The organism is Sphaerisporangium sp. TRM90804, from assembly GCF_029846175.1.
Lineage (GTDB): Bacteria > Actinomycetota > Actinomycetes > Streptosporangiales > Streptosporangiaceae > Sphaerisporangium.
The window spans coordinates 1-20,835 of the sequence record NZ_JARWAC010000011.1; the positions used below are offsets into that span (position 1 = coordinate 1).

The 20,835-nt window shown below is 71.5% G+C and carries 21 protein-coding genes and 1 tRNA gene; 11 read left to right on the forward strand and 11 right to left on the reverse strand.

Annotation, left to right across the window (positions count from 1 at the left end; all coding sequences use genetic code 11):
* Positions 1–176 precede the first annotated feature (176 nt).
* Together PYR91_RS14800 and PYR91_RS14805 are read left to right on the forward strand one after the other, a co-directional pair.
* Entirely contained in the window at positions 177–404 is a 228-nt protein-coding gene (locus tag PYR91_RS14800) for a cellulose binding domain-containing protein (protein ID WP_279780764.1), read from the forward strand.
* 112 nt (positions 405–516) lie between these two features.
* Positions 517–1,908, forward strand: coding sequence for a non-reducing end alpha-L-arabinofuranosidase family hydrolase (locus tag PYR91_RS14805; protein ID WP_279780382.1), 1,392 nt, complete (start codon positions 517–519; stop codon positions 1,906–1,908).
* A 473-nt stretch (positions 1,909–2,381) separates the two neighbouring features.
* Here PYR91_RS14805 and PYR91_RS14810 read toward each other — a convergent pair.
* Both PYR91_RS14810 and PYR91_RS14815 read right to left on the reverse strand, forming a co-directional pair.
* Positions 2,382–2,455, reverse strand: a tRNA-Pro gene (locus PYR91_RS14810).
* Positions 2,456–2,600: 145 nt separating this feature from the next.
* Positions 2,601–3,506, reverse strand: coding sequence for a metallophosphoesterase (locus tag PYR91_RS14815; protein ID WP_279780383.1), 906 nt, complete (start codon positions 3,504–3,506; stop codon positions 2,601–2,603).
* Positions 3,507–3,583: 77 nt separating this feature from the next.
* Here PYR91_RS14815 and PYR91_RS14820 point away from each other — a divergent pair, with 77 nt between their 5' ends.
* Complete coding sequence (locus PYR91_RS14820) at positions 3,584–4,039, forward strand: GatB/YqeY domain-containing protein (RefSeq protein ID WP_279780384.1); 456 nt, start codon at positions 3,584–3,586, stop codon at positions 4,037–4,039.
* 245 nt (positions 4,040–4,284) lie between these two features.
* Here PYR91_RS14820 and PYR91_RS14825 read toward each other — a convergent pair whose 3' ends face one another.
* The gene (locus PYR91_RS14825; RefSeq protein ID WP_279780385.1) at positions 4,285–6,510 is read right to left on the reverse strand and encodes a transglycosylase domain-containing protein; all 2,226 of its coding nucleotides are present in this window, start codon (positions 6,508–6,510) and stop codon (positions 4,285–4,287) included.
* Between the two features lie 270 nt (positions 6,511–6,780).
* On the opposite strand from PYR91_RS14825, the gene PYR91_RS14830 reads away from it, so the two are divergent.
* Positions 6,781–7,077, forward strand: a complete 297-nt coding sequence (locus PYR91_RS14830) for a WhiB family transcriptional regulator (RefSeq protein WP_184978494.1) — start codon at positions 6,781–6,783, stop codon at positions 7,075–7,077.
* Positions 7,078–7,269: 192 nt separating this feature from the next.
* Here PYR91_RS14830 and PYR91_RS14835 read toward each other — a convergent pair whose 3' ends face one another.
* Together PYR91_RS14835 and PYR91_RS14840 are read right to left on the reverse strand one after the other, a co-directional pair.
* On the reverse strand, positions 7,270–8,421 hold the full coding sequence (locus tag PYR91_RS14835; protein WP_279780386.1) for an ArsA family ATPase: 1,152 nt from the start codon (positions 8,419–8,421) through the stop codon (positions 7,270–7,272).
* On the reverse strand, positions 8,418–9,422 hold the full coding sequence (locus tag PYR91_RS14840) for an ArsA-related P-loop ATPase (protein WP_279780387.1): 1,005 nt from the start codon (positions 9,420–9,422) through the stop codon (positions 8,418–8,420). Before PYR91_RS14840 ends, PYR91_RS14835 begins: the two co-directional genes overlap by 4 nt.
* 160 nt (positions 9,423–9,582) lie before the next feature.
* Between PYR91_RS14840 and PYR91_RS14845 the strand changes: the two genes are divergently transcribed.
* Genes PYR91_RS14845 through PYR91_RS14860 form a run of 4 tightly spaced genes read left to right on the forward strand, consistent with a single transcriptional unit; the run spans position 9,583 to position 11,898 of the window.
* Positions 9,583–9,738: a DUF4177 domain-containing protein gene (locus PYR91_RS14845; RefSeq protein WP_279780388.1), complete on the forward strand. Its 156-nt coding sequence runs from the start codon at positions 9,583–9,585 to the stop codon at positions 9,736–9,738.
* Positions 9,735–10,205 carry a RidA family protein gene (locus tag PYR91_RS14850; protein ID WP_279780389.1) on the forward strand — a complete coding sequence of 157 codons (471 nt, stop codon included), beginning with the start codon at positions 9,735–9,737 and terminating at the stop codon, positions 10,203–10,205. Before PYR91_RS14845 ends, PYR91_RS14850 begins: the two co-directional genes overlap by 4 nt.
* Positions 10,206–10,258: 53 nt before the next feature.
* Positions 10,259–11,104, forward strand: a complete 846-nt coding sequence (locus PYR91_RS14855; RefSeq protein WP_279780390.1) for an NUDIX hydrolase — start codon at positions 10,259–10,261, stop codon at positions 11,102–11,104.
* Entirely contained in the window at positions 11,101–11,898 is a 798-nt protein-coding gene (locus PYR91_RS14860; protein WP_279780391.1) for an MBL fold metallo-hydrolase, read from the forward strand. The genes PYR91_RS14855 and PYR91_RS14860 overlap by 4 nt, the downstream gene beginning before the upstream one ends.
* A gap of 7 nt (positions 11,899–11,905) precedes the next feature.
* Here PYR91_RS14860 and PYR91_RS14865 read toward each other — a convergent pair whose 3' ends face one another.
* The 3 genes from PYR91_RS14865 to PYR91_RS14880 form a co-directional block, all read right to left on the reverse strand.
* Positions 11,906–12,586 (reverse strand): Crp/Fnr family transcriptional regulator, encoded by a 681-nt coding sequence (locus PYR91_RS14865; protein ID WP_279780392.1) that lies wholly within the window; start codon positions 12,584–12,586, stop codon positions 11,906–11,908.
* A 402-nt stretch (positions 12,587–12,988) separates the two neighbouring features.
* Positions 12,989–13,771, reverse strand: a complete 783-nt coding sequence (locus PYR91_RS14875; RefSeq protein ID WP_279780393.1) for a hypothetical protein — start codon at positions 13,769–13,771, stop codon at positions 12,989–12,991.
* Between the two features lie 126 nt (positions 13,772–13,897).
* Positions 13,898–15,613 (reverse strand): serine/threonine-protein kinase, encoded by a 1,716-nt coding sequence (locus tag PYR91_RS14880; protein ID WP_279780394.1) that lies wholly within the window; start codon positions 15,611–15,613, stop codon positions 13,898–13,900.
* A 308-nt stretch (positions 15,614–15,921) separates the two neighbouring features.
* On the opposite strand from PYR91_RS14880, the gene nth reads away from it, so the two are divergent.
* The 3 genes from nth to PYR91_RS14895 all read left to right on the forward strand — a co-directional run bounded on the left by nth (position 15,922) and on the right by PYR91_RS14895 (position 18,712).
* On the forward strand, positions 15,922–16,653 hold the full coding sequence (gene nth / locus PYR91_RS14885; RefSeq protein WP_279780766.1) for an endonuclease III: 732 nt from the start codon (positions 15,922–15,924) through the stop codon (positions 16,651–16,653).
* Positions 16,654–16,747: 94 nt separating this feature from the next.
* Positions 16,748–17,395, forward strand: a complete 648-nt coding sequence (locus PYR91_RS14890) for a CoA pyrophosphatase (RefSeq protein ID WP_279780395.1) — start codon at positions 16,748–16,750, stop codon at positions 17,393–17,395.
* 126 nt (positions 17,396–17,521) lie between these two features.
* Positions 17,522–18,712: a MarP family serine protease gene (locus PYR91_RS14895; RefSeq protein WP_279780396.1), complete on the forward strand. Its 1,191-nt coding sequence runs from the start codon at positions 17,522–17,524 to the stop codon at positions 18,710–18,712.
* An 11-nt stretch (positions 18,713–18,723) separates the two neighbouring features.
* Here PYR91_RS14895 and PYR91_RS14900 read toward each other — a convergent pair whose 3' ends face one another.
* Genes PYR91_RS14900 through PYR91_RS14910 form a run of 3 tightly spaced genes read right to left on the reverse strand, consistent with a single transcriptional unit; the run spans position 18,724 to position 20,647 of the window.
* Complete coding sequence (locus PYR91_RS14900) at positions 18,724–19,212, reverse strand: DUF309 domain-containing protein (RefSeq protein WP_279780397.1); 489 nt, start codon at positions 19,210–19,212, stop codon at positions 18,724–18,726.
* On the reverse strand, positions 19,209–20,135 hold the full coding sequence (locus PYR91_RS14905; protein ID WP_279780398.1) for an alpha/beta hydrolase: 927 nt from the start codon (positions 20,133–20,135) through the stop codon (positions 19,209–19,211). The genes PYR91_RS14900 and PYR91_RS14905 overlap by 4 nt, the downstream gene beginning before the upstream one ends.
* A gap of 8 nt (positions 20,136–20,143) precedes the next feature.
* Positions 20,144–20,647, reverse strand: a complete 504-nt coding sequence (locus PYR91_RS14910) for a phage holin family protein (RefSeq protein ID WP_279780399.1) — start codon at positions 20,645–20,647, stop codon at positions 20,144–20,146.
* Positions 20,648–20,835: the final 188 nt, after the last annotated feature.

Sequence of the window (20,835 nt, forward strand, 5' to 3'; positions counted from 1 at the left end):
TGAACGCCCTCAACGCCGCCACCCCCAGCCCGAGCCCCACGGCGACCCCGACGGTCACCCCCACCGTGACGCCCACCGTGACGCCGACCGTGACGCCCACGCCGGAGCCCGGGACGTGTTCGGCGACGCTGAGCACCACGAACTCCTGGCCGGGCGGCTTCCAGACCACGGTGACCGTGCGCGCGGGCAGCTCGTCCCTCAACGGGTGGACGGTGCGCTGGACCTGGCCGAGCGGGCAGACGATCGCCAGTCTGTGGAACGGCGAGCACACCGTGTCCGGTTCCAGCGTGACGGTGCGCAACGCCCCCTACAACAGCTCCGTCCCCGCGGGCGGCTCCACGACGTTCGGCTTCACCGCGAACGGCAGCGCCGCCACCCCGACCGCGACCTGCGGCAGCTCCTGACGGCGGCGGAAGGATGAGGAGAGTACAGATGCGTCTACCTTGGCGAAGGACGCCCCGTCCCGCCTCCGTCACCTCGACGGCGTCGCCCCGCCGGGCCGTACGCCGAGGCCTTGTGATCGGTACGATCCCGGTCCTGCTGACCACGGCCGTCGCGCTGCTGACCGCCCCCACCGCGCAGGCCGCCGTGGCCTGCCGGGTCGACTACGCCGTCAGCTCAAGCTGGCAGGGCGGCTTCGGCGCCAACGTCACCATCAACAACCTCGGTGACGCGGTCAACGGCTGGCGGCTGACCTGGTCCTTCGGCGCCGGACAGCAGATCTCCCAGATCTGGAACGCCACCCACACCCAGTCCGGCTCAGCGGTGACCGCCACCAACGTCTCCTACAACGCCGCCATCCCGTCCGGCGGCAGCATCAGCTTCGGCTTCAACGGCTCCTGGAACGGCAGCAACCCCGCACCCACGTCCTTCTCCCTGAACGGCGTGGCCTGCACCGGCGACCCCGGTGAGCCCACCCAGACGCCGACCGTCACCCCGACGGTCACCCCGACGGTCACACCCACCGTCACCCCGACACCGACACCGACGCCGACGGCCACGTGTCCCCTTCCGTCGACGTACCGGTGGAGCTCGACGGGCGCGCTGGCTCAGCCGAGGTCGGGCTGGGTCTCGCTCAAGGACTTCACCGTGGCCCCGTACAACGGTCAGCAGCTGGTCTACGCGACCACGCACGACACGGGCACCAGGTGGGGTTCGATGAACTTCAGCCTGTTCTCCAACTACTCGCAGATGGGCTCGGCCAGCCAGAACGCGATGAACACCTCCACCGTGGCGCCCACGCTGTTCTACTTCGCCCCCAGGAACATCTGGGTGCTGGCCTACCAGTGGGGCAGCTCCAAGTTCTCCTACCGCACGTCGAACGACCCGGTCAACCCGAACGGCTGGTCGGCGGAGCAGCCCCTGTTCACCGGCAACATCTCCAACTCCAACACCGGGCCCATCGACCAGGCGCTCATCGGCGACAGCCAGAACATGTACCTGTTCTTCGCCGGGGACAACGGCCGGATCTACCGGGCCAGCATGCCGATCGGGAACTTCCCCGGCAACTTCGGCTCCAACTACACCACGATCATGACCGACACCACGAACAACCTGTTCGAGGCCGTGCAGGTCTACAAGCTGCAGAACGAGAACCGCTACCTCATGCTCGTGGAGGCGATCGGCTCGCAGGGCCGCTACTTCCGCTCCTTCACCGCCACCAGCCTCGGCGGCTCGTGGACCCCGCAGGCCGCCACCGAGAGCAACCCGTTCGCCGGCAAGGTCAACAGCGGTGCCACCTGGACCAACGACATCAGCCACGGTGAGCTGCTGCGCACCAGCGCCGACCAGACCATGACCATCAACCCCTGCAACCTGCAGCTGCTCTACCAGGGCCGCAGCCCCAGCTCCGGCGGCGACTACGGCCTGCTGCCCTACCGCCCCGGACTGCTCACCCTCCAGCGCTGACCACCTGAAACCGGTCTGACTCAGCCGTCCCTGACGCTCACGACGAAGGCGCATGCCGAAGCGAGAGCGGTCATCACGGCACACGACCAGGACCACGAGGAACTGAAGTAGGCGGGCTCGGCACAAAGCCGAGCCCGCCTAGTTCACGCGGAACACAGAGCACGCCTCCGCGTAGACGTGAAGAGAACGGCCTGGGCGCCCCGCGGGCCGTCTCGGCGGGCTGACCGGTCGCGAGCAGAATCCGGCGCGCCCTACGGTGAGGGCGCGAAATCCCCGAAACTGAACCCTGGGACGTCGAACACCACCGTGCCGTTCACCACGCCCCGGGGGTTGCCCTCCGCTGTCGGCGGTGACCGGATCATTGGCGAAGCGCCCGGTGGGCCGGACGGCGGTAGTGACCCAGTTGGTCGCTCAGCCAAAGCGAAAGGCCGGGTCCGAAGATCGGAACCGGCCTCTGAGCTGGTACTTCTGGGTCGGGGTGGCGGGATTTGAACCCACGGCCTCTTCGTCCCGAACGAAGCGCGCTGCCAAGCTGCGCTACACCCCGGTGCACAGGCGCGTTTGCTTGTGCTCGCATGAGTCTAGCGGACTTTGGCGGTACTCGCGTCACCCCGAGGGGGCCGGGGATCCGCTGTGAGGACGGGGGTGGCGGGGTGGCCGAGTGGGGTCGGCGGGTGGGCGGCGGGGGTGGGTCAGGGGCGCTTGGGGCGGCGGGGGACGAGGGTGAGGAGGGTCGCCTCGGGGGGGCAGGAGAAGCGGGCGGGGGCCATGGGGGAGGTGCCCAGGCCCGCTGAGACGTGGAGCCAGGCGCTCTCGTGGCGGTGCAGGCCCTTGACCCTCGGCTTGTCTATGCCGCAGTTGGTGACCAGGGCGCCGTAGAAGGGGACGCAGAGCTGGCCGCCGTGGGTGTGGCCCGCCAGGAGGAGCTGGTAGCCGTCCTGGGCGAAGCGGGTCATGTTTCGGGGCTCGGGGGAGTGCATGACGCCCAGCCGGAGATCGGCCTCGGCGGGGGCCGGGGCCGCGATCTCGTCGTAGCGGTCTCGGTTGATGTGGGAGTCGTGGATGCCGCCGACGAAGACGTCGAGATCGCCGACCTTGACGCGGGCGGTGGCGTTGTTCATGTCGTGCCAGCCGGCGGCGGTCATGCCGGCGCCCAGCTCCGTCCAGGGGAGGTTGGGGATGTGCTGGCTCTTGTCCTTGGAGGACGGGCCCAGGAGGTAGCGGGCCGGGTTCTTGGGCTGGGGGGCGTACAGGTCGTTCGACCCGTAGACGAACAGGCCCGGGCGGGACAGGAGCGGCTCGACGGCGTGCAGGTACGCCGGGACCGCGTCGGGGTGGGAGATCGTGTCGCCGGTGTTCACCACGAGATCGGGGTTGAGCTCGTCGAGCGAGCGGACCCAGTTGATCAGGCGGGTGCGGCGCGGGGTGAGGTGGAGGTCGGACAGGTGCAGGATGCGGACCGGCCGCTGCCCGGGCGCGAGGACCGGCACGTCGAACCGGCGCAGACGGAACCAGTTGCGCTCGATCACCGAGGCGTAGCCGAGGCCGGCGACGCCGAGGCCGAGCAGGGACAGGGGTATCGCGGCAGCTTTCCTCACCTGTTCATCATGCCCGAGGGGGCGCGATGGTGCCTCATTCATCATGCTGGAGGGGCGAGCACGGCAAGATGGTGGTCATGAGTTCTTTGAAGGACACGCTGAAGGCCGACCTCACCACCGCCATGAAGGCGCGGGACGAGATCCGTACGCGCACGATCCGCATGGCCCTGGCCGCCGTCAGCACCGAGGAGGTCGCCGGGAAGGCGGCGCGCCAGCTCTCGGACGACGAGATCGTCAAGGTGCTGACTCGGGAGGCCAAGAAGCGCCGCGAGGCGTCGGAGGCGTTCGCCGGCGCCGGGCGGGCAGAGCAGGCGCGGGCCGAGCTGGACGAGCAGGCCGTGCTGGAGGAGTACCTCCCGGCGCAGCTCAGCGACGAGGAGCTGGACGCGTTGGTCCAGGAGGCGATCACCGAGAGCGGCGCCGAGGGCCCCAAGGCGATGGGCCAGGTCATGAAGGTCCTCAACCCCAAGGTCGCCGGCCGCGCCGAGGGCGGCAGGGTCGCCCAGGCCGTCCGCGCCCGCCTGGCCGGCTGACCCCTCCACACCCGGCTGCCCCCCAACCCGGCTGCCCCCCAACCCGGCTGCCCCCCAACCCGGCTGCCCCCCAACCCGGGTGCCGTTCGCGGTCTGCGGGCCGCTGGGCTGGTCGCCGCGCGCGGCGCCGGGTTCGCCGTGCGGGTGCGCGTCGTCCCGGCCTCCGATGGGTGCATCGCCGCGACCGTGCGACATTCGGACATGAGCGTGCCCTCCCCGTTGGCGGGGAGGGCACGGTGCTCAGGTCACTCGGTGCCGGGTTCGGGGACCAGGGGGTTCTGGTCTACGCCGGTGTTGTCGTTCGGGGCCGCGGTGCGGTCTTCGGGGACGCGGTAGGCCTCTCCGTCGTTGCCGCGGTCCTCGTCCTCCTTGGGGGGCTTGGGGGCGCAGGAGGTGCTGCAGCCGCCGAAGCGGCTCATGTCGGGGGAGCTGAAGGACGACGCGGAGATGCCCTTGAGGGCTTCGATCATCGTGGCCTTCCAGATCTGGCCCGAGATGGTGGCGCCGAAGACCTCGCCGTAGTACCTGCCGCCGATGCGCACGTTGCGCAGCGGGTGGGTGTAGGAGCCGCGCGGGTCGCCGAGGCTGACGGCGCTGGCGAGGTCGGGGGTGTAACCGGCGAACCAGGCGGTCATGGAGCCGTCGGTGGTGCCGGTCTTGCCCGCGGCGTCGCGGCCGATGCCGCCGACGCCCGACATCGTGCCCTTGGTGAAGACGCCGGACAGGATGCTGCTGGCGGCGTCCGCGACGCCCTCGTCGATGACCTGCTTGCACTCGGGCTTGAACTTGTCGACCTTGCCGTCCCGGTCGGTGATCTGGGTGATCGCCATCGGCGCGCAGTACTTGCCGCGGGCGCCGAGGGTCGCGAAGGAGCTGGCCACGGTGATCGGGTCCATCTCGTTGACGCCCAGCGTGAAGGTCTCGACCTCCTTGAGCCTCTGGCCGTCGGCCCGCTTGATGCCGAGCTCCTTGGCGGTCTCGACGACGTCGCAGAGCCCGACCCGCTGCGTCAGCCTGACGAAGAAGGTGTTCACCGACCTCCAGGTGCCGGTCTGCAGGGTCTCGAACCCGCCGCCGCCCTCGGTGTTGTTGACGGTGTGCGTCGGGTCGCCGACGGCCCTGCCCTTGCAGTCCTTGAAGTCGCCGTAACCGCCGGCCGTGTAGCTGCCGCCGGCGTTGATGCCGTCGTTCAGCTTCATGCCCTCCTTGAGGGCGGTGACCAGCGTGAACACCTTGAAGGTCGACCCCGCCTGGAAGCCTGCTCCGCCGCCGTGCGCGCCGTCGGCCACCAGGTTGTAGTTGGACTCGTTCTTCTTCTTGCTGGCGCCGAACTTGCGGCTGGCGGCCATGGCCTTGATGGCGCCGGTGCCGGGCTCGACGAGGGCCTGGGCCGCGACCGGCTTGTCGGAGGTGTGGACCCACTTCTTGATGGCCTTGTCGGCCGCCTTCTGCATCTTGGTGTCGAGCGTGGTCTTGATGACCAGGCCGCCCCGGGTCAGGAACTCGCGGCGGGCCTTCTCGGTCTTGCCGAACTGCTTGTCGTTGAGGATCTCCTGCTGCACGTAGAGGCAGTAGTACGGGTACGCGCTCGCCTCGCAGCCGCCGGGGATGGGGATGTCCTTGTAGACCAGCTTCTTGGTCTTGGCCTCCGCGGCCTGCTGCGGCGTGATCTTCTTCAACTCGGCCATGCGGTCGAGGACGGTGTTGCGGCGCATGAGCAGAGCGGCGCGGCTCTTCTTGCCGAGGTTCGGGTCGGTCGCGTTGGGGTTCTGGACGGCGCCCGCCAGCGTGGCCGCCTGCTCAAGGGTGAGCTTGGAGGCCGGCTTGTCGAAGAACCGCTTGGACGCGGCCTGGATGCCGTACGCGCTGGCCCCGAAGTAGGCGATGTTGAGGTAGCGCTCCAGGATCTCGTCCTTGGTGTACTTGTCCTCGACCGCCATGGCGTAGCGGAGCTCGTTGAGCTTGCGGGAGACCGTGGGCGCGATCGCGGCCAGCTGCTCCTCTTTGGTCTCCGCCTGGTTCAGCAGCACCTGCTTGACGTACTGCTGCGTGATCGAGGAACCACCCTGCGAGACCGCGCCGGACTGGAAGTTCTTCATCAGCGCGCGGACGGACCCCTCGAGGTCGAGGGCTCCGTGCTCGTAGAAACGGAAGTCCTCGATGGCGATGATCGCCTCACGCATGATCGGCGCCACCTTGTCCAGCTTCACCGATTCGCGGTTCTGGAAGTAGAACTGGGCGATCTGTTTGCCCTTGGCGTCGAGGATCTCCGTCTTCTCCGGAAGAGGATCTTCCTGGAGATCTTCGGGCTTGAGGTTGAGCACGTCGGTGGCGCTCTTGACGCCTACTCCGGCCCCGCCGACGGCGGGCAAAGCGAGGGCGGCCGCGAGCACTCCAGCCGCCGTGGCGGCCGCGATGAGCCGCACGAGGTTGATGATGATCGACCCGAGTCCTTTACCTTCACCTTGCACGTGTCCCAGAGTATGCCGAGTGACTGACTCAATAGGTACTCAAAGTCCATTTCGCATTGACCCGTCCCCGACCGGAGGAGGGGAGGACTAGTCATTCCCGGCCACATGGCCTGACATGACCATGTGGGAAATTGACCCGCCCGGGGTCTGTCGGTCCCATCGTCTGGTTGCGTACGTTCTCCTCTGCGGCAACTGAATAAAGGAGGCTCGACGCCCGCGCCCGTCGGCCGCCTAGTGACGACTGACCACCTATAGGGGAGTGGGGTCGAGATGTGGATCACGGATTGGACCTCCCGTGCCGCCTGTCGAGGTGCGGATCCTGACGCGTTGTTCGTGCAGGGTGCCGCCCAGAACAGGGCGAAGTTGATCTGCCGAGGGTGCCCGGTCCGTACGGAGTGCCTTGCGGACGCGTTGGACAATCGCATCGAGTTCGGGGTCTGGGGCGGAATGACCGAACGCGAGCGGAGGGCGCTGCTCAGGCGCCGCCCCGATGTCACCTCCTGGCGCGACCTGCTGGAGCTGGCGAAGGAAGAGTACGAACGGACCAACGAGCTGATCGCCGGCTGAGGCGAGGGCGGAGGCGCGAGCCGCCTGCCGCCTGCGCCGTGACGCGGAGGGGCTGGAGCTTCAGCCCCTCGTCTGCGTCAGAGGCATGGTCATGGACGTCACCACCGGCTCAGCCGACGCCGTCACCGGCGTCGTCAAGCCGACGACGTCGCCGAATCGATACACGACACCCGGGGCGCCGGCCGCCGGGTGTCACGCCGTGAGGAGTTCGCCGACCCTGCGCAGACCCGCCAGGTCGTGAACGTCCTCCGGCATCGCGAGCACCTGCGCGATCGGGACAGTGGGGTGGGCCGACGCGAAGTGCTCCTGTTCCCGATGCTCGCGCGCGGCGAGCTGCATACGGCCGGCGTGCAGCCGCAGCACGGCGGCCGTGAGCTCGTGCTCACCACGTGACTCCAGATCCTCGGCGGCCGCGGCGCTCCGGGCGGCCGAGAGGGTCGGGGCGAGCGAATGGTGCACGCGGTTCACCACCAGGCCGGCCAGGGGCATGCGCTCATCGGCGAGCCGCTCCACGAAGTACGAGGCCTCGCGCATGGCGTCCCGTTCGGGCGCCGCGACGACGAGGAAGGCGGTGCCGGGCGCCTGCAGCAGCCGGTACGTCTGCTCGGCTCGTTGCCGGAACCCGCCGAACACGGCGTCCAGCGCCGAGACGAACATCTGGATGTCCTTGAGGAACTGCGCCCCGAGGATCTTCGTCATCGCGCCCGCCACCAGGCCGAACCCGGCGTTGAGAAGCTTGAACGCGCTGCGCCCGCCCGCCTTGGCCGGGGCCATCAAGATCCTGATCAGGCGGCCGTCCAGGAACCGGCCGAGCCGTTCCGGGGCGTCGAGGAAGTCGAGCGCCGACCTGCTCGGAGGGGTGTCGACGATGATCAGATCCCACTCGTCCGACCGCCGGAGCTGGCCGAGCTTCTCCATGGCCATGTACTCCTGCGTGCCGGAGAAGCTGGACGACAGCGACTGGTAGAAGGGGTTCGTCAGGATCTGCCGGGCTCGCTCGGGATCGGCGTGCGCCTCGATGATCTCGTCGAACGTGCGCTTCATGTCGAGCATCATCGCGTGCAGCTCGCCGGGCCCGTCCGTGCCGGTGACCGGCCGCGGGGTGTTGTCCAGCTCGGTGAGCCCCATCGACTGCGCGAGGCGCCGGGCGGGGTCGACGGTGAGCACCACCACCCGCCGGCCGCGTTCGGCCGCGCGCAGCCCGAGGGCCGCCGCCGTCGTGGTCTTGCCCACGCCGCCCGAGCCGCAGCACACCACGATGCGGGTGTCGCGGTCGTCCAGCAGGGCGTCGACGTCGAGGAAGGGGGAGATCCTGCGGGGGGCCTCGCCCGTTTGAGGTGTCACGCTGCTCCCTGGGAACGGATGGATCGCGCCAGCTCGTACAGGCCCGCGAGGTCGGCGCCGTCGGCCAGCAACGGCAGCTCGTAGCGCGGGGCGCCGGCCTCGGCCAGCGTCTCCTTCTCGCGTCGCTCCAGCCGCGTGCGCACGGCGTGCTCGGCGATCTCCTCGGCCAGGGAGTCGGCGATGGGGGACGCGTCGGCCGGGCCGTCGGCGAGGCCCGCCGCCTTGAGGCCGAGCGCCAGCTCGGCGGCGTCGAAGTCGCCGTCGGCGGCCGCGTCGAGCGCGGCCTCGGGCAACAGCTCCGGCCGCACCATGTTGACGAAGACGCCGCCGACCGGAAGCTGGGCGGCGCGCAGGCTCGTGATGCCGTCCAGCGTCTCCTGGACCGGCATCTCCTCCAGGAGTGTGACGAAGTGCACGGCCGTCTCCGGGGAGGCGACCACGCCGCGCACGAGGTCGGCGTGGTTGCGCACGGGGCCGATGCGGGCCAGCCCGGCCACCTCGGAGGTGACGTTGAGGAACTTGGTGATGCGGCCGGTGGGCGGGGCGTCCATGACCACGGCGTCGTACACGCGCCTGCCTGCCTTGTCGCGGCGCCGCACGGCCTCGCTGGTCTTGCCGGTCACCAGCACGTCGCGCAGGCCCGGGGCGATGGTGGTCGCGAAGTCCATGACGCCGAGCTTGGTGAGGGCCTTGCCGGCCCGCTTCAGCCCGTAGAACATCTCGATGTACTCGAGCATGGCCTCTTCGGGGTCGATGGCGAGCGCGTGCAACTCACCGCCCCCGGGCGCGACGGCGATCCTGCGCTCCTCGTACGGCAGAGGCGGGATGTCGAAGACCTGGGCGATGCCCTGACGGCCCTCGACCTCCACGAGCAGCACCTTCCGGCCGCCCGCGGCCAGGGCCAGGGCGAGGGCGGCGGCCACCGTGGTCTTCCCGGTGCCGCCCTTGCCGGTGACGACGTGAAGTCGTACGCCGTCCCAATCGGTGTCACGAGCGCTCACGCTTGGAAGGCTACCCAACGGTCACATCGCGATTCCCGGTGCCCGCCACCTTGGGCAACCCTTGGCGGCCGCGGTGGGGCGTCACGCAACGGGCGGGGCCGCAGGTGCCTGTGGGGCGGGGGTGCCGTCCGGAGGCGGTCCGTCCGTCTACAGTTCCACCATGAAGCGCTTCGAATACGCCACCGTTCCTTTGCTGACCCACGCCACCAAGCAGATCCTCGACAACTGGGGCCAGGACGGCTGGGAGCTCGTCGCGGTCATCCCGGGCCCGAACCCCGAGCAGCTCGTCGCCTACATGAAGCGGGAGAAGGCATGAGCGTCCCCGTCACCCCCGAGGAGCGGCTCGCGCAGCTCGGCCTCACGCTGCCCGAGGTCGTCCCGCCGCTGGCGGCGTACGTGCCGGCCCTGCGCACGGGGAACCTCGTCTACACCTCCGGCCAGATCCCGTTCGTCGACGGCAAGCTGGAGGTCACCGGCAAGGTGGGCGGGGAGGTCGACCCCGACCAGGCCAAGGAGCTGGCGCGCGTCTGCGGGCTGAACGCGCTGGCGGCGGTCGCGGCCGCCGCGGGCGGGCTGTCGCAGATCGTGCGCATCGTGAAGGTGGTCGGGTTCGTGGCGAGCGTCCCGACGTTCACCGGCCAGGCGCAGGTCATCAACGGGGCCAGCGAGCTGCTCGGCGACGTCCTCGGGGACGCCGGCCGCCACGCGCGCAGCGCCATCGGCGTGCCGGTGCTGCCGATGGACGCCCCCGTCGAGGTCGAGCTCATCGCAGAGGTCCGCTGATCCGTGACACCATGGTCCGGCCGAGCTAGCGCCGGCTGGACCGTGGAGGTTGCATGAACGGCATCCCCCTGCCCGGGGAGCTCGGTGAACGCGCCCGCGCCATCATCGCCGGGGCCGTGACCCCCGTGCCCGCCAGGGACGCCGCCACGGTGGTGCTGCTGCGAGCCCCCGAGGGCGGCCGGGCAGGCGGCGTCGAGGTCTACATGATCAGGCGCAAGACGAGCATGGCGTTCGCGGCGGGCGCGTACGTCTTCCCGGGCGGCGGGGTCGACCGGCGGGACGCCGACCAGGCGGTCGCCTGGGCCGGCCCGGCCCCCGAGACGTGGGGCAGGATCTTCGGCGCCGACACCGACACCGCCCGGGGCCTGGTGTGCGCGGCGGTGCGCGAGACGTTCGAGGAGTCCGGCGTCCTGCTGGCCGGGCCCGGCGCCGAGACGGTCGTCGCCGACACCACCGCCGCCGACTGGGAGGCCGACCGCGAGGCGCTGATCGACCGCAGCCTGTCGCTGGCGGAGTTCCTGAACAAGCGGGGCCTGGTCCTGCGGTCCGACCTGTTACGGCCGTGGGCCCACTGGATCACGCCCGACGTCGAGCGCAGGAGGTTCGACACCAGGTTCTTCGTGGCGGCCCTGCCGCCCGGTCAGCGCACCCGCGACGTCGGCGGGGAGGCCGACCAGGTCGCGTGGCTGCGGCCGGAGGAGGCGCTCGGCCAGGCGGCGAAGAGGCAGATCTTCCTGATGCCCCCCACGTTCCGCACGCTGACCGAGATGGCGCAGTATGACGATGTGAGTGCCGTGCTGACCGGCCCCCGGGAGATCGTCACCTTCAAGCCCCGCATCGCCGAGGTGGACGGCGAGATGCGGCTGGTCATCCCCGACGAGGACTACCGGATGCCATGAGCGGCCTTCGCATACCCATCGGCGGCCCGGACGGCTCGGGGACGACGTGCGCGGTCGCGCTGCTGGCGCCCAACCCGTCGGCGATGACGCTCGACGGCACCAACACCTGGGTGGTCGCCGAGCCCGGATCTTCCTCTGCGCTCGTGGTGGACCCCGGCCCCGACGACGAGGGCCACCTGCGGCGGGTGGCAGGCCACCTGGCGGGCCGTGCGGTCGAGGCGATCCTGCTGACGCACGGGCACCCCGACCACAGCGCCGGCGCCAAGCGGTTCGCCGAGCTGGTCCGCGCGCCCGTGCGCGCGCTCGACCCGCGCCACGTGCTGGGCGAGGAGGGTTTGGCCGACGGCGACGTCGTGACCGCCGGCGGCGTGGAGGTCCGGGTGGTCGGCACGCCGGGCCACTCGTTCGACTCCCTGTGCTTCTGGCTGCCCGGCGACGCCGCCCTGCTCACCGGCGACACCGTCCTCGGCCGCGGCACCACGGTGATCGCCCCCGACGGCGACCTGGCCGACTACCTGCGCAGCCTCGACCGTCTGCGGGCGAGCGCCGAGATCGTGCAGGCGCGTGCGCTGCTGCCGGGCCACGGCCCGGTGCTCGCCGACCCCGCCGGGGCGCTGGACGCCTACATCGCCCATCGCCGCGAGCGGCTCGACCAGATCAGGCGGGCCCGGCGCGACGGCGCCCGCGACCCCGCCGCGATCGTGGAGGCGGTCTACGAGGGCATCGCCGAGGAGCTGAAGCCGGCGGCCGAGATGTCGGTGCGCGCGCAGCTCGCCTACCTCGACTCGCTCTAGCGGGGCGTCACCGGGAGCGTGCCTGCAGGCGGTCGGCGTCCATGATGACCACCGCCTTGGCCTCGATGCGCAGCCAGCCGCGCTGGGCGAAGTCGGCCAGCGCCTTGTTCACGGTCTCGCGTGAGGCGCCGACGTACTGGGCCAGCTCCTCCTGGGTGAGGTCGTGGTGGACGCGCAGGCCGTCTTCGGTGCGCTGCCCGAAGCGCTCGGCGAGGTCGAGCAGCGCCTTGCCCACGCGGCCGGGCACGTCGGTGAACACCAGGTCGGCCATGACGTCGTTGGTGCGGCGCAGCCGCTGGGCGAGCGCCCGCAGCAGGTGCAGGGCCACCTCGGGGCGGCCGGTCAGCCAGGGGCGCAGGTCGTCGTGGCCTAACCCGGCCAGGCGCACGTCGGTCAGCGCGATGGCGCTGGCCGTGCGCGGCCGGGGGTCGAACAGCGACAGCTCGCCGAACATCTCGCCCGGCCCCAGCACGCTGAGCAGGTTCTCGCGGCCGTCCGGGGCGGTGCGGATCAGCTTGATCTTGCCGTCCAGGACGACGTACAGCCGGTCTCCGGTCTCGCCCTCGCTGAAGAGCGTCTGCCCCTTGTGGAGCTCCACCTCGGAGATCCCCGTGCGGAGCGCGGCGGCGCTCTCCCGGTCGAGCGCGGAGAACAACGGGGCCTTTCCCAGCACATCGTCGGTGTTCACGGTGCCTCCTCGCTCAAGGGGTCGCACCCGAGCGACCCCGCGCCGCGCCTGGGGTTTGCGCTCGCTGCTCAATATTGTGACGTACCGCACCAAGCGGGTCCGAGGGAGCCCGGGCGTCCGCGTCAGCCTTGCTCCGTGCCCCGCGAAGCGGCCCCCGAGGAACCCGCCTCACTGCGGTCCGCCGGGCCTGGCGCATACCCGGAATCCTCGCGGGAAACCTACCGTGGCACCGGCCACGAGCCCGACTCCACCACCCCGCCGGAGCCGCTGGTCGCCACCATCCTCTCAGCGCAGTGTACGGACAAAAGGGGCAATCTGGTTATTCCCGTACTTTTTACCAAAGCCGTAACTCCGGCTGACTATGCCGAAGCCGAACGGGAGGCCGCCCGCCCGGAACCGGCGTCAGACGCAGCGTCCGAACATCTGGACGTAGGTCACGGCCGGCGTGGTGGACCCGGCGGCCGGGTCGGCGCTGCCCAGGGCGGCGCGGGTGTACAGCTCGGCGAAGGACGGGTTGAGAATGGCCTCACGGTGGGGCTTGCTCCCCATCCACCAGGTGACGGCCGCCCGGGGCGTGACCTGCGCGGCGCCCCACCCCACGTAGGCGTTCTCGGCGACCGAGTACGAGGTGCAGCGACGGCCGTAGCCCGCGGCCTGCGCCCGGCTCAGCGGGGTGGAGCCGGTCTCCGGGTTGACGTGCGGGTCGCACTGGGTGGCGTCATGCTTGGTGGGGCGGCAGTTCTTGCCCGGCGCCACGGCTCCCCACCAGCGCAGCCTGACGGCCTCGGCGGCGTGCCCGGCGGCGGCGGTGCCCAGGGTGGGCGGCCCTCCCTTGCCCAGAGTGAGGTACCTCTTCAGAGGCGACGCGCCGACCGCGGCGCGTTCGGCGTTGACGAGGCAGAGAACGGCCGGCTCGATGGCGAGCCGCTGCTTCATGTAGGCGGCGAGTCCCTGGGAGGTGGCGGGGAACGCCGTCCTGGGGCGGTAGACGGTGTCGATGTTCGCGCAGGTGCCGGCGCCCTTCAGCGGATCGGCCGCGGCGGCGGCCGGTGAGCCCTGCGACACGACGCCGGCCAGGCCGAGCAGCAGGGCCCCGGCCATCACGGCGGCGGCCCGCCGGGGGCGGGACATGGCGCCGTCGGTCAACGGCTGCCGGGAGTGACAGATCGGCGAACGGTGGCTCATGGGAGGCTCCTCGTCTGGGTGTCCTCCAGTGATAGGCCTAGGGCCTTGCAAGCCGCCTGACGGTGCTTTGTCGACGCCTTGCATCCCCGCCGGTACACGTGCGGGCGCCTACGCGCCGGAGCGGGATCAGCGAGCGCGGTGCACGGTGAAGTCGTCGAACGACACCGTCACGGCGCCGCCGTCCGACTCGGCCGACCGGATGGCCAGGCCGGCCTGGCTGGGCGGGCCGGCGGGCGGGGGGCTGCTGTCGGTGAGGTCGAGCCGCCGGTCGCCGTCCACCCACAGGGTGAGGCGGGTTCCGGTGCCCTCCGAGCGACATCCGGCCTGCACGCGCAGCTTCTGCCCGGCGTCGATCCGCTGCCCGGCCTGGGCCGGGGCCGCGAGGTCCGTGGGGGTGCCCTGGGCGACGCGGATGATCCGGGCGCCGCCGTCGAGGCGAAGCAGGAACATGTACCCGTTGGGGACGTCCTCGTTCCAGCGGCAGAGAAGGCCGAACGCGCCGGTCTGGGAGGACACCTGACGGATCTCCGCCGTCGCGCCGACGATCACGTTCGTCCCGGAGTCCGACGGCGTGGCGGGCGTCTTGGCCGGCACGGGGGACAGCGCCACGCCGTTCGGATCGGCCGCGTCGGCGAGCATGGTGAAGACGCCGCGCTCGATCTCGTATCCGTGGGTGACGCGCTGGTCTCCCTGGCCGCCCGGAGTGAAGCGGTAGCCGTCCCAGGCGCCACGCTCGCTGAAATCGTCCTGGAACAGCAGCGCGCCGGCCGCGCGGGCCGGCCCCGCGCCGCCCGTCACGTACTGCGTCACCAGGATCACGGCGGTGACCGCCAGCCCGGTCAGGGCGGTGGCCGCGCCGAGCAGCCACCGCCGCCGGGCCCCGCGCGTCTTGGTGCCGGCCCCGTCCGCTTCCGTGCCGCCTGCGCCCGTCTTCGTGGCCCCGTCCGTCGCGACACGCTCGGCGGGCGCCGAGGTTCCGGGGACGGCGAGATCCCTCGCCGGGCGGGTGTCCGTGACCTCGCCGCCCGCGACAGTCTGCGCCTCCTGGCCGGTGAGGTCACGCAGCAGGTCGAGAGCGGTGGGACGTTCGGAGGGGTCCTTGCGCAGGCAGGCGGCCAGGAACGGCAGGAGCTCGGCGGGCACTCCGGCCAGGTCGGGCTCGCCGGAGGAGACGGAGAGCAGCAGGGCGGGGATCGTCGCGCCGGAGAAGGCCAGGCGCCCGGTCGCGGCGAAGACCATCGTGCAGGCCCAGGAGAAGACGTCCGACTCGGTCCTCGGCGGCCGCCCCGCGAGCTGCTCGGGAGAGATGTACGCGGGGGTGCCGACCACTCCTGAGGTGGTGGCGGCCTGGTCGAGCGGCCGGGCGATGCCGAAGTCGATGACCACGGGCCCCTCGGGCCCGAGCACGACGTTGCCCGGCTTGACGTCGCGGTGCACGATGCCCGCCCGGTGGATCGCGGCCAGCGCCGTCAGCGTGGTGACGGCCAGCCGCTGCAGGCCGCTCCCGGTGCGCGGCCCTTCGGCGGCGACGGCCTCGGCCAGCGTGGGCCCGGGGATGTACTCGCTCACGACGTAGGGCCGGCCGTCGACCGTCCCAGCGTCGAGCACCCGGGCGGTGCAGAACGGGGCGACCCGGCGCGCGGTGTCCGCCTCGCGCAGGAACCGCCGTCGGCTCTCGGGATCGGCCGCCGCCCTGGCGTGCAGCACCTTGACGGCGACGCGCGCCCCCGACGGCGCCTGACCGAGGTAGACCACCCCCTGGCCGCCCTCGCCGAGCACGCCGCTCAGCCGGTAGTCGCCTATCTGCTCAGGCTCCCCCGGAAACAGGGAACGCGGGCGCACGGCCCACCCCTTCGGTCGTCTCGGGTCTCCCGGTCGAAGAGCACCATAAGACCAGACCGCGCTCCCGGGGAAGGTTCTGTCGTCGTCAGCCGTGCGTGGCGTCGATCTCGGCTCGCAGGCGTCTCTGTTCGGCTTCGCCGAGGGAGGCGGCGGAACGCACATCCGGGGATGGAACCCAGATGCGAGATGCTCGGACGACACGTCACCGGCTGCCCCCGCGAGGTCGCCGGTGGCGGGCGGCCGGAGTCCTTCCCGCGCTCTTCGCGGCCGGTCGAGGTTGGGCAGGCCGTACGCTGGCGCGTATGGCGATGCAGGTGACCCCGGGAAGGGCGAAGCGGTTTCGGAACGAGACGCGGATCGGGTTGGTGCGGCGGGCTCGCAAGATGACGCGGATCTTGGCGGAGACCTATCCCGACGCGCACTGTGAGCTGGACTTCACCAACGCGTTCGAGTTGTTGATCGCCACGGTGATGTCGGCGCAGACGACCGATGTGCGGGTGAACATGGTCACTCCACACCTGTTCGCCAAGTATCCGACTCCTGAGGATCTGGCGGCGGCCGACCCGGCAGACGTCGAGGAGATCATCAAGTCGACGGGGTTCTTCCGGGCGAAGACCAAGTCGATCATGGGGCTGTCGGCGGCGTTGCGCGACCGGTTCGGTGGCGAGGTGCCCGGGACGCTGGAGGAGATGGTCACGCTCCCGGGCGTGGGCAGGAAGACCGCCAACGTGGTGCTCGGCAACGCCTTCGACGTTCCCGGGATCACCGTGGACACCCACTTCCAGCGCCTGGTGCACCGGTTCGGGTGGACGGACGAGACCGACCCCGTCAAGATCGAGCACGCCGTCGGGGAGCTCATCCCCAAGAGCGGGTGGACGCTGCTGTCGCACTACCTGATCTGGCACGGCCGCCGCAGGTGCCATGCCCGCAAGCCGGCGTGCGGGGTGTGCCCGCTCGCCGCCCTGTGCCCGTCGTACGGCGAGGGCCCGACCGATCCGGCCGTGGCCGCCAAGCTCGTCCGCACGGGCCCGCCCTCCTGACACCGCGGTGGTCGTCCGCGTCCGGGGTGTAATCGGCCGCGCGGGCGGGAAGCAGCGGGACGCCCGCCGATGTTGCAGCCCCCAGGAGGTGTGCATGACCGCTCCCGTACCCGGCTGGCTGAGCGACCTCGCGGCCAACGCCGCCGATCACCCCGTGCCGAGCCTGCTGAGGCCGCCGGCGGACGGCGGGCGTGCCGCGGCGGTCCTGCTGCTCTTCGGCGAGTCGCCCCAGGGGCCCGACATCCTGCTCATCCAGCGCAGCGCCAAGGGGCGCAACCACGCCGGCCAGCCCGCGTTCCCCGGCGGCGGCGTCGACGCCGGGGACGGCGGCCCGGTGGGGGCGGCGCTGCGTGAGGCACAGGAGGAGACCGGCCTCGACCCCCGGGGCGTGCGCGTCGTCGGCACGCTGCCCGAGCTGTACGTCTGGCGCAGCCACAACCGGGTCACCCCCGTCCTCGGCTGGTGGCACACGCCGAGCACCGTGCACGCGGCCTCGCCCGACGAGGTCGACGCGGTGGCGCGCGTGCCGATCGCCGAGCTGTGCGACCCGGGCAACCGCCTGCTCCTGCGGTTTCCCGGCGGTTCGTCCTCCCCGGCGTTCCGGGTGCGCGGGATGCTCGTCTGGGGCTTCACCGCGGGCGTGCTCGACGGCGTGCTCGCCGCCACGGGGTTCGGGACCTCCTGGGACGACGCCCCCGAGGAAGACCTTCCCCCGGACGTCATCCGGCTGGCCCGTCGCTGACCGGCCGGCGTTGCGGCAGGTAGAACCCCTGGCGGCCCCGCGGCGCCCCGCCGGCTCGCGGCCCCGCCGCGACGAGATGGCGCCAACGGGTGCACGCCCCGAGGCCGCGATGGATACCGTTGAAGCGTGAGCGGCGATCTCCTCGATTTCATCCTGATTGCGCTAGTGATCGCCTTTGCCGTATCGGGTTACCGGCAGGGGTTCATCATCGGTGCTTTCAGCTTCCTCGGCTTCGTCGGGGGAGGCTTCCTGGGAGTGCTCATCGCGCCGCCCATCGCCCACGCCGTCGTCAGCGGCGCGACCGAGCAGGCGCTGCTCGCCATCGTGATCGTCTTCCTCGCCGCCGTCGTGGGGCAGTTCGCCTCCTCGACGATCGGCGCCGTCGTGCGCAGCCACATCACCTGGGAGCCCGCCCGCACGGTGGACGCGCTCGGCGGCACCTTCACCAGCGCGCTGTCCGTGCTGATCATCGCCTGGCTGATCGGGTCGCTGCTCTCGGTCGCCCCGTTCCCGTGGCTGCGCCAGCAGACCAACGGGTCGCTGGTGCTGCAGACCGTCGACGCCGCCATGCCCGACCGCGCCAAGGACTGGCGGCTGTCGTTCAAGGAGTTCGTGGACACCTCGGAGTTCCCCCAGGTGTTCAGCGCCATCGGCGGCGGCCAGTTCGTCGACGTGCCGCCGCCGGACGCCAGCGTGGCCAAGGGGCCCGCGATGCAGCGGGCGCGCAAGGCGATCGTCAAGATCCAGGGCACTGCCCCGGCCTGCCGCAAGCGCATCGAGGGCACGGGCTTCGTCTTCGCCCCGCACCGCATCATGACCAACGCCCACGTCGTCGCGGGCGTCACCCAGGATCTCCGCGTCACCGACGAGAACCGCGTGGGTCACGACGCCCAGGTGGTGCTCTACAACCCCGACCGCGACATCGCGGTGCTGTACGTGCCCGACCTGGAGGTCGCGCCGCTGAAGTTCGACTACACCGCCGAAGGGCAGGACGACGCGATCATCGCCGGGTTCCCCAAAGGCAAGGGCTTCACGATCAAACCCGCGAGGATCCGGCTGAAGCAGAACGCCAAGGCCGCCGACATCTACTCCCGCAAGACCGTCACACGCGAGGTCTACTCGATCCGCGGGCTCGTGCAGGCCGGCAACTCCGGCGGCCCGCTGCTGACGCCCAGCGGCCAGGTGTACGGCGTCATCTTCGCGGCGGCGACCGACCAGGAGGAGACCGGCTTCGCGCTCACCGCGTCGGAGGTGCGTCCCGACGCCGACGACGGCAGCGGGGCCATCGCCCGCGTCGACACGCAGGACTGCGACTAGCGCACCGGCCGTCAGGGGCGGAACGCGCCCGCCAGGCGGGCGATCGCGCCGGCGGCGTCCCGCTCCGGGTGGCCCGCGACGTCTCTGGCCACGCGGACCGCCTCCGCGAGGTCGACCCCGGGCGCACCGGGCGCACCGGGCGCCGGGGGCGAGCCGAACCGCACGAGCCGGTCGGCGCCCCGTGTGAGCAGGGCGGACGCCCCCCGGCCGTTGCCCCGTTGCAGGTGGGTCAGGCCGACGCAGATCTGTGCCAGGCCCTGCCACAGGTCGCGCTCGCGCTCCGGCCCGGTCTTCCAGCGGGCCTCCAGCACCTCGTGGGCGTGGAACGGGCGCCCCTCGGCCAGGTAGCGCGCGGCCACGGCGACGGCCTCGTCGGCGCCGGGCGCGTAGTCGTCGGGCACACGTTCGACACCGGGCACGCCCTTGGGCAGCGGACGCCCGAGCGCGTCGCGGGGGCGGGCGTTGCGCGGACGCCCGGCGGGATCCCGGTCTCTGCTCAACGGTCGGGCTCCGGGTCGCCGAGCCACCCGAGCAGCTCGGCGTCGAACTGGTCGGCGCACTCCTCGTGCGGGTAGTGCCCCGCGCCCTCGATCAGCCGCCAGCGGTACGGCGCCGCGACGTACCTGCTGGAGCCCTGCGCGGTGCGCGGCAGCGTGCAGGTGTCGAGAGCCCCGTGCATCTGCAGCGTCGGCATCTCGATCTCGGTGCGCATGAGCCTGCGGTAGCGCAGCCCGTCGGGCCGCATCTGGGAGCGGACGAACCAGCGGTGGTACTCCAGCGCGCAGTGGGCCACGGTCGGGATGCGGAAGGCGTCACGGTAGGTGCGCGAGACCTCCTCGTCGGGCCAGCCCGGCCCCGACCAGGCGTCCAGCAGGGCGCCGACGCGCGCGGCGCCGTCGGCGGTGAGCCGCCGCTCCGGCACCAGGGGGAGCTGGTAACCGAGGAGGTGGCCGCTGGCCCTGAGCTGGCCCATCGGCTCGGTGAGCATGGCCTGGCGCATCCGGAGCGGGTGCGGCGCCGAGACGGTGACCAGGCGGCGCACGGTCTTCGGGTCCAGCGCCCCCATCGTCCAGCCCACCAGGCCGCCCCAGTCGTGGCCCACCACGACCGCGCACGTCTCGCCGAGCGCCCGGATCAGCCCCGCCATGTCGCCCGCGAGCGTGGGCAGGTCGTAGCCCCGCGGCGGCTTGTCGCTGGCCCCGTACCCGCGCAGGTCGGGCGCCACGACGCGGTACCCGGCGGCGGGCAGCGACCGGAGCTGCCGGCGCCACGTCCACCAGAACTGGGGGAACCCGTGCAGCAGCAGCACCAGCGGCCCGTCCCCCGCCTCCACCACATGGAACATGCCGTTGCCGGCGTGGACCGAGCGGTGCGTCCAGGGCCCGGAGATCCGGGTCAGCGACTCGTCGGGACGCGCGCTCATGGCCGGGCTCACGGTCCGGAGGTCGGGCGCCTGTGCGCGGAGCCGTCGCCCGTCGCGTCGGTGACGACCGGCACGCGGTGCCCGCCGATCTCGCCCGCGGTGGGCTCGCGGCGCGCCGGCCGCAGGACGGGGGTCTCCTCCGGCTTGGCCAGGTTCTTCAGGCTCCGGGTGGTGCGCTTCATCCCCGTGAGCCCCTTGAGGCGGCGGTAGCCGATGAACGCGAGCAGACCCGCGACGAGCAGGTAGAACACGGTCACGATGGTGAAGGCCAGCCACGTCATCATGCCGAGCTGCACCAGGCCGTAGGCGATCGCGAACGACCCGAGGATCAGGCACAGGTGGAGCATGAACGCGGCGACTCCGAACAGCCCGGCCGCCGTGCCCACCCGTTTCGCGTCGAACTTGAGCTCGGACTTCGCCAGCTCGATCTCCGAGCGGACAAGGGTGGAAATGTGTTGGCTCGCCTCGGCGACGAGGGCGCCGAGCGATTCCTCCTCGGGCGGACCGGCCATGTCTGCTCTCCTATCAGGATTTCGGGACACACTATCCAGCTTGGCAGTGATCAACGGCGCGCCTCCCCGCTGGACGCTCCAAGACACCGCCGCCCCAGCCCACCACTACCACGGCGACGCCGTCATGGCGGGCACTCCCGATGTCACGGTTGCCTCGCGAACCTCTTCCGGACGGCTCCCGCCGGGCT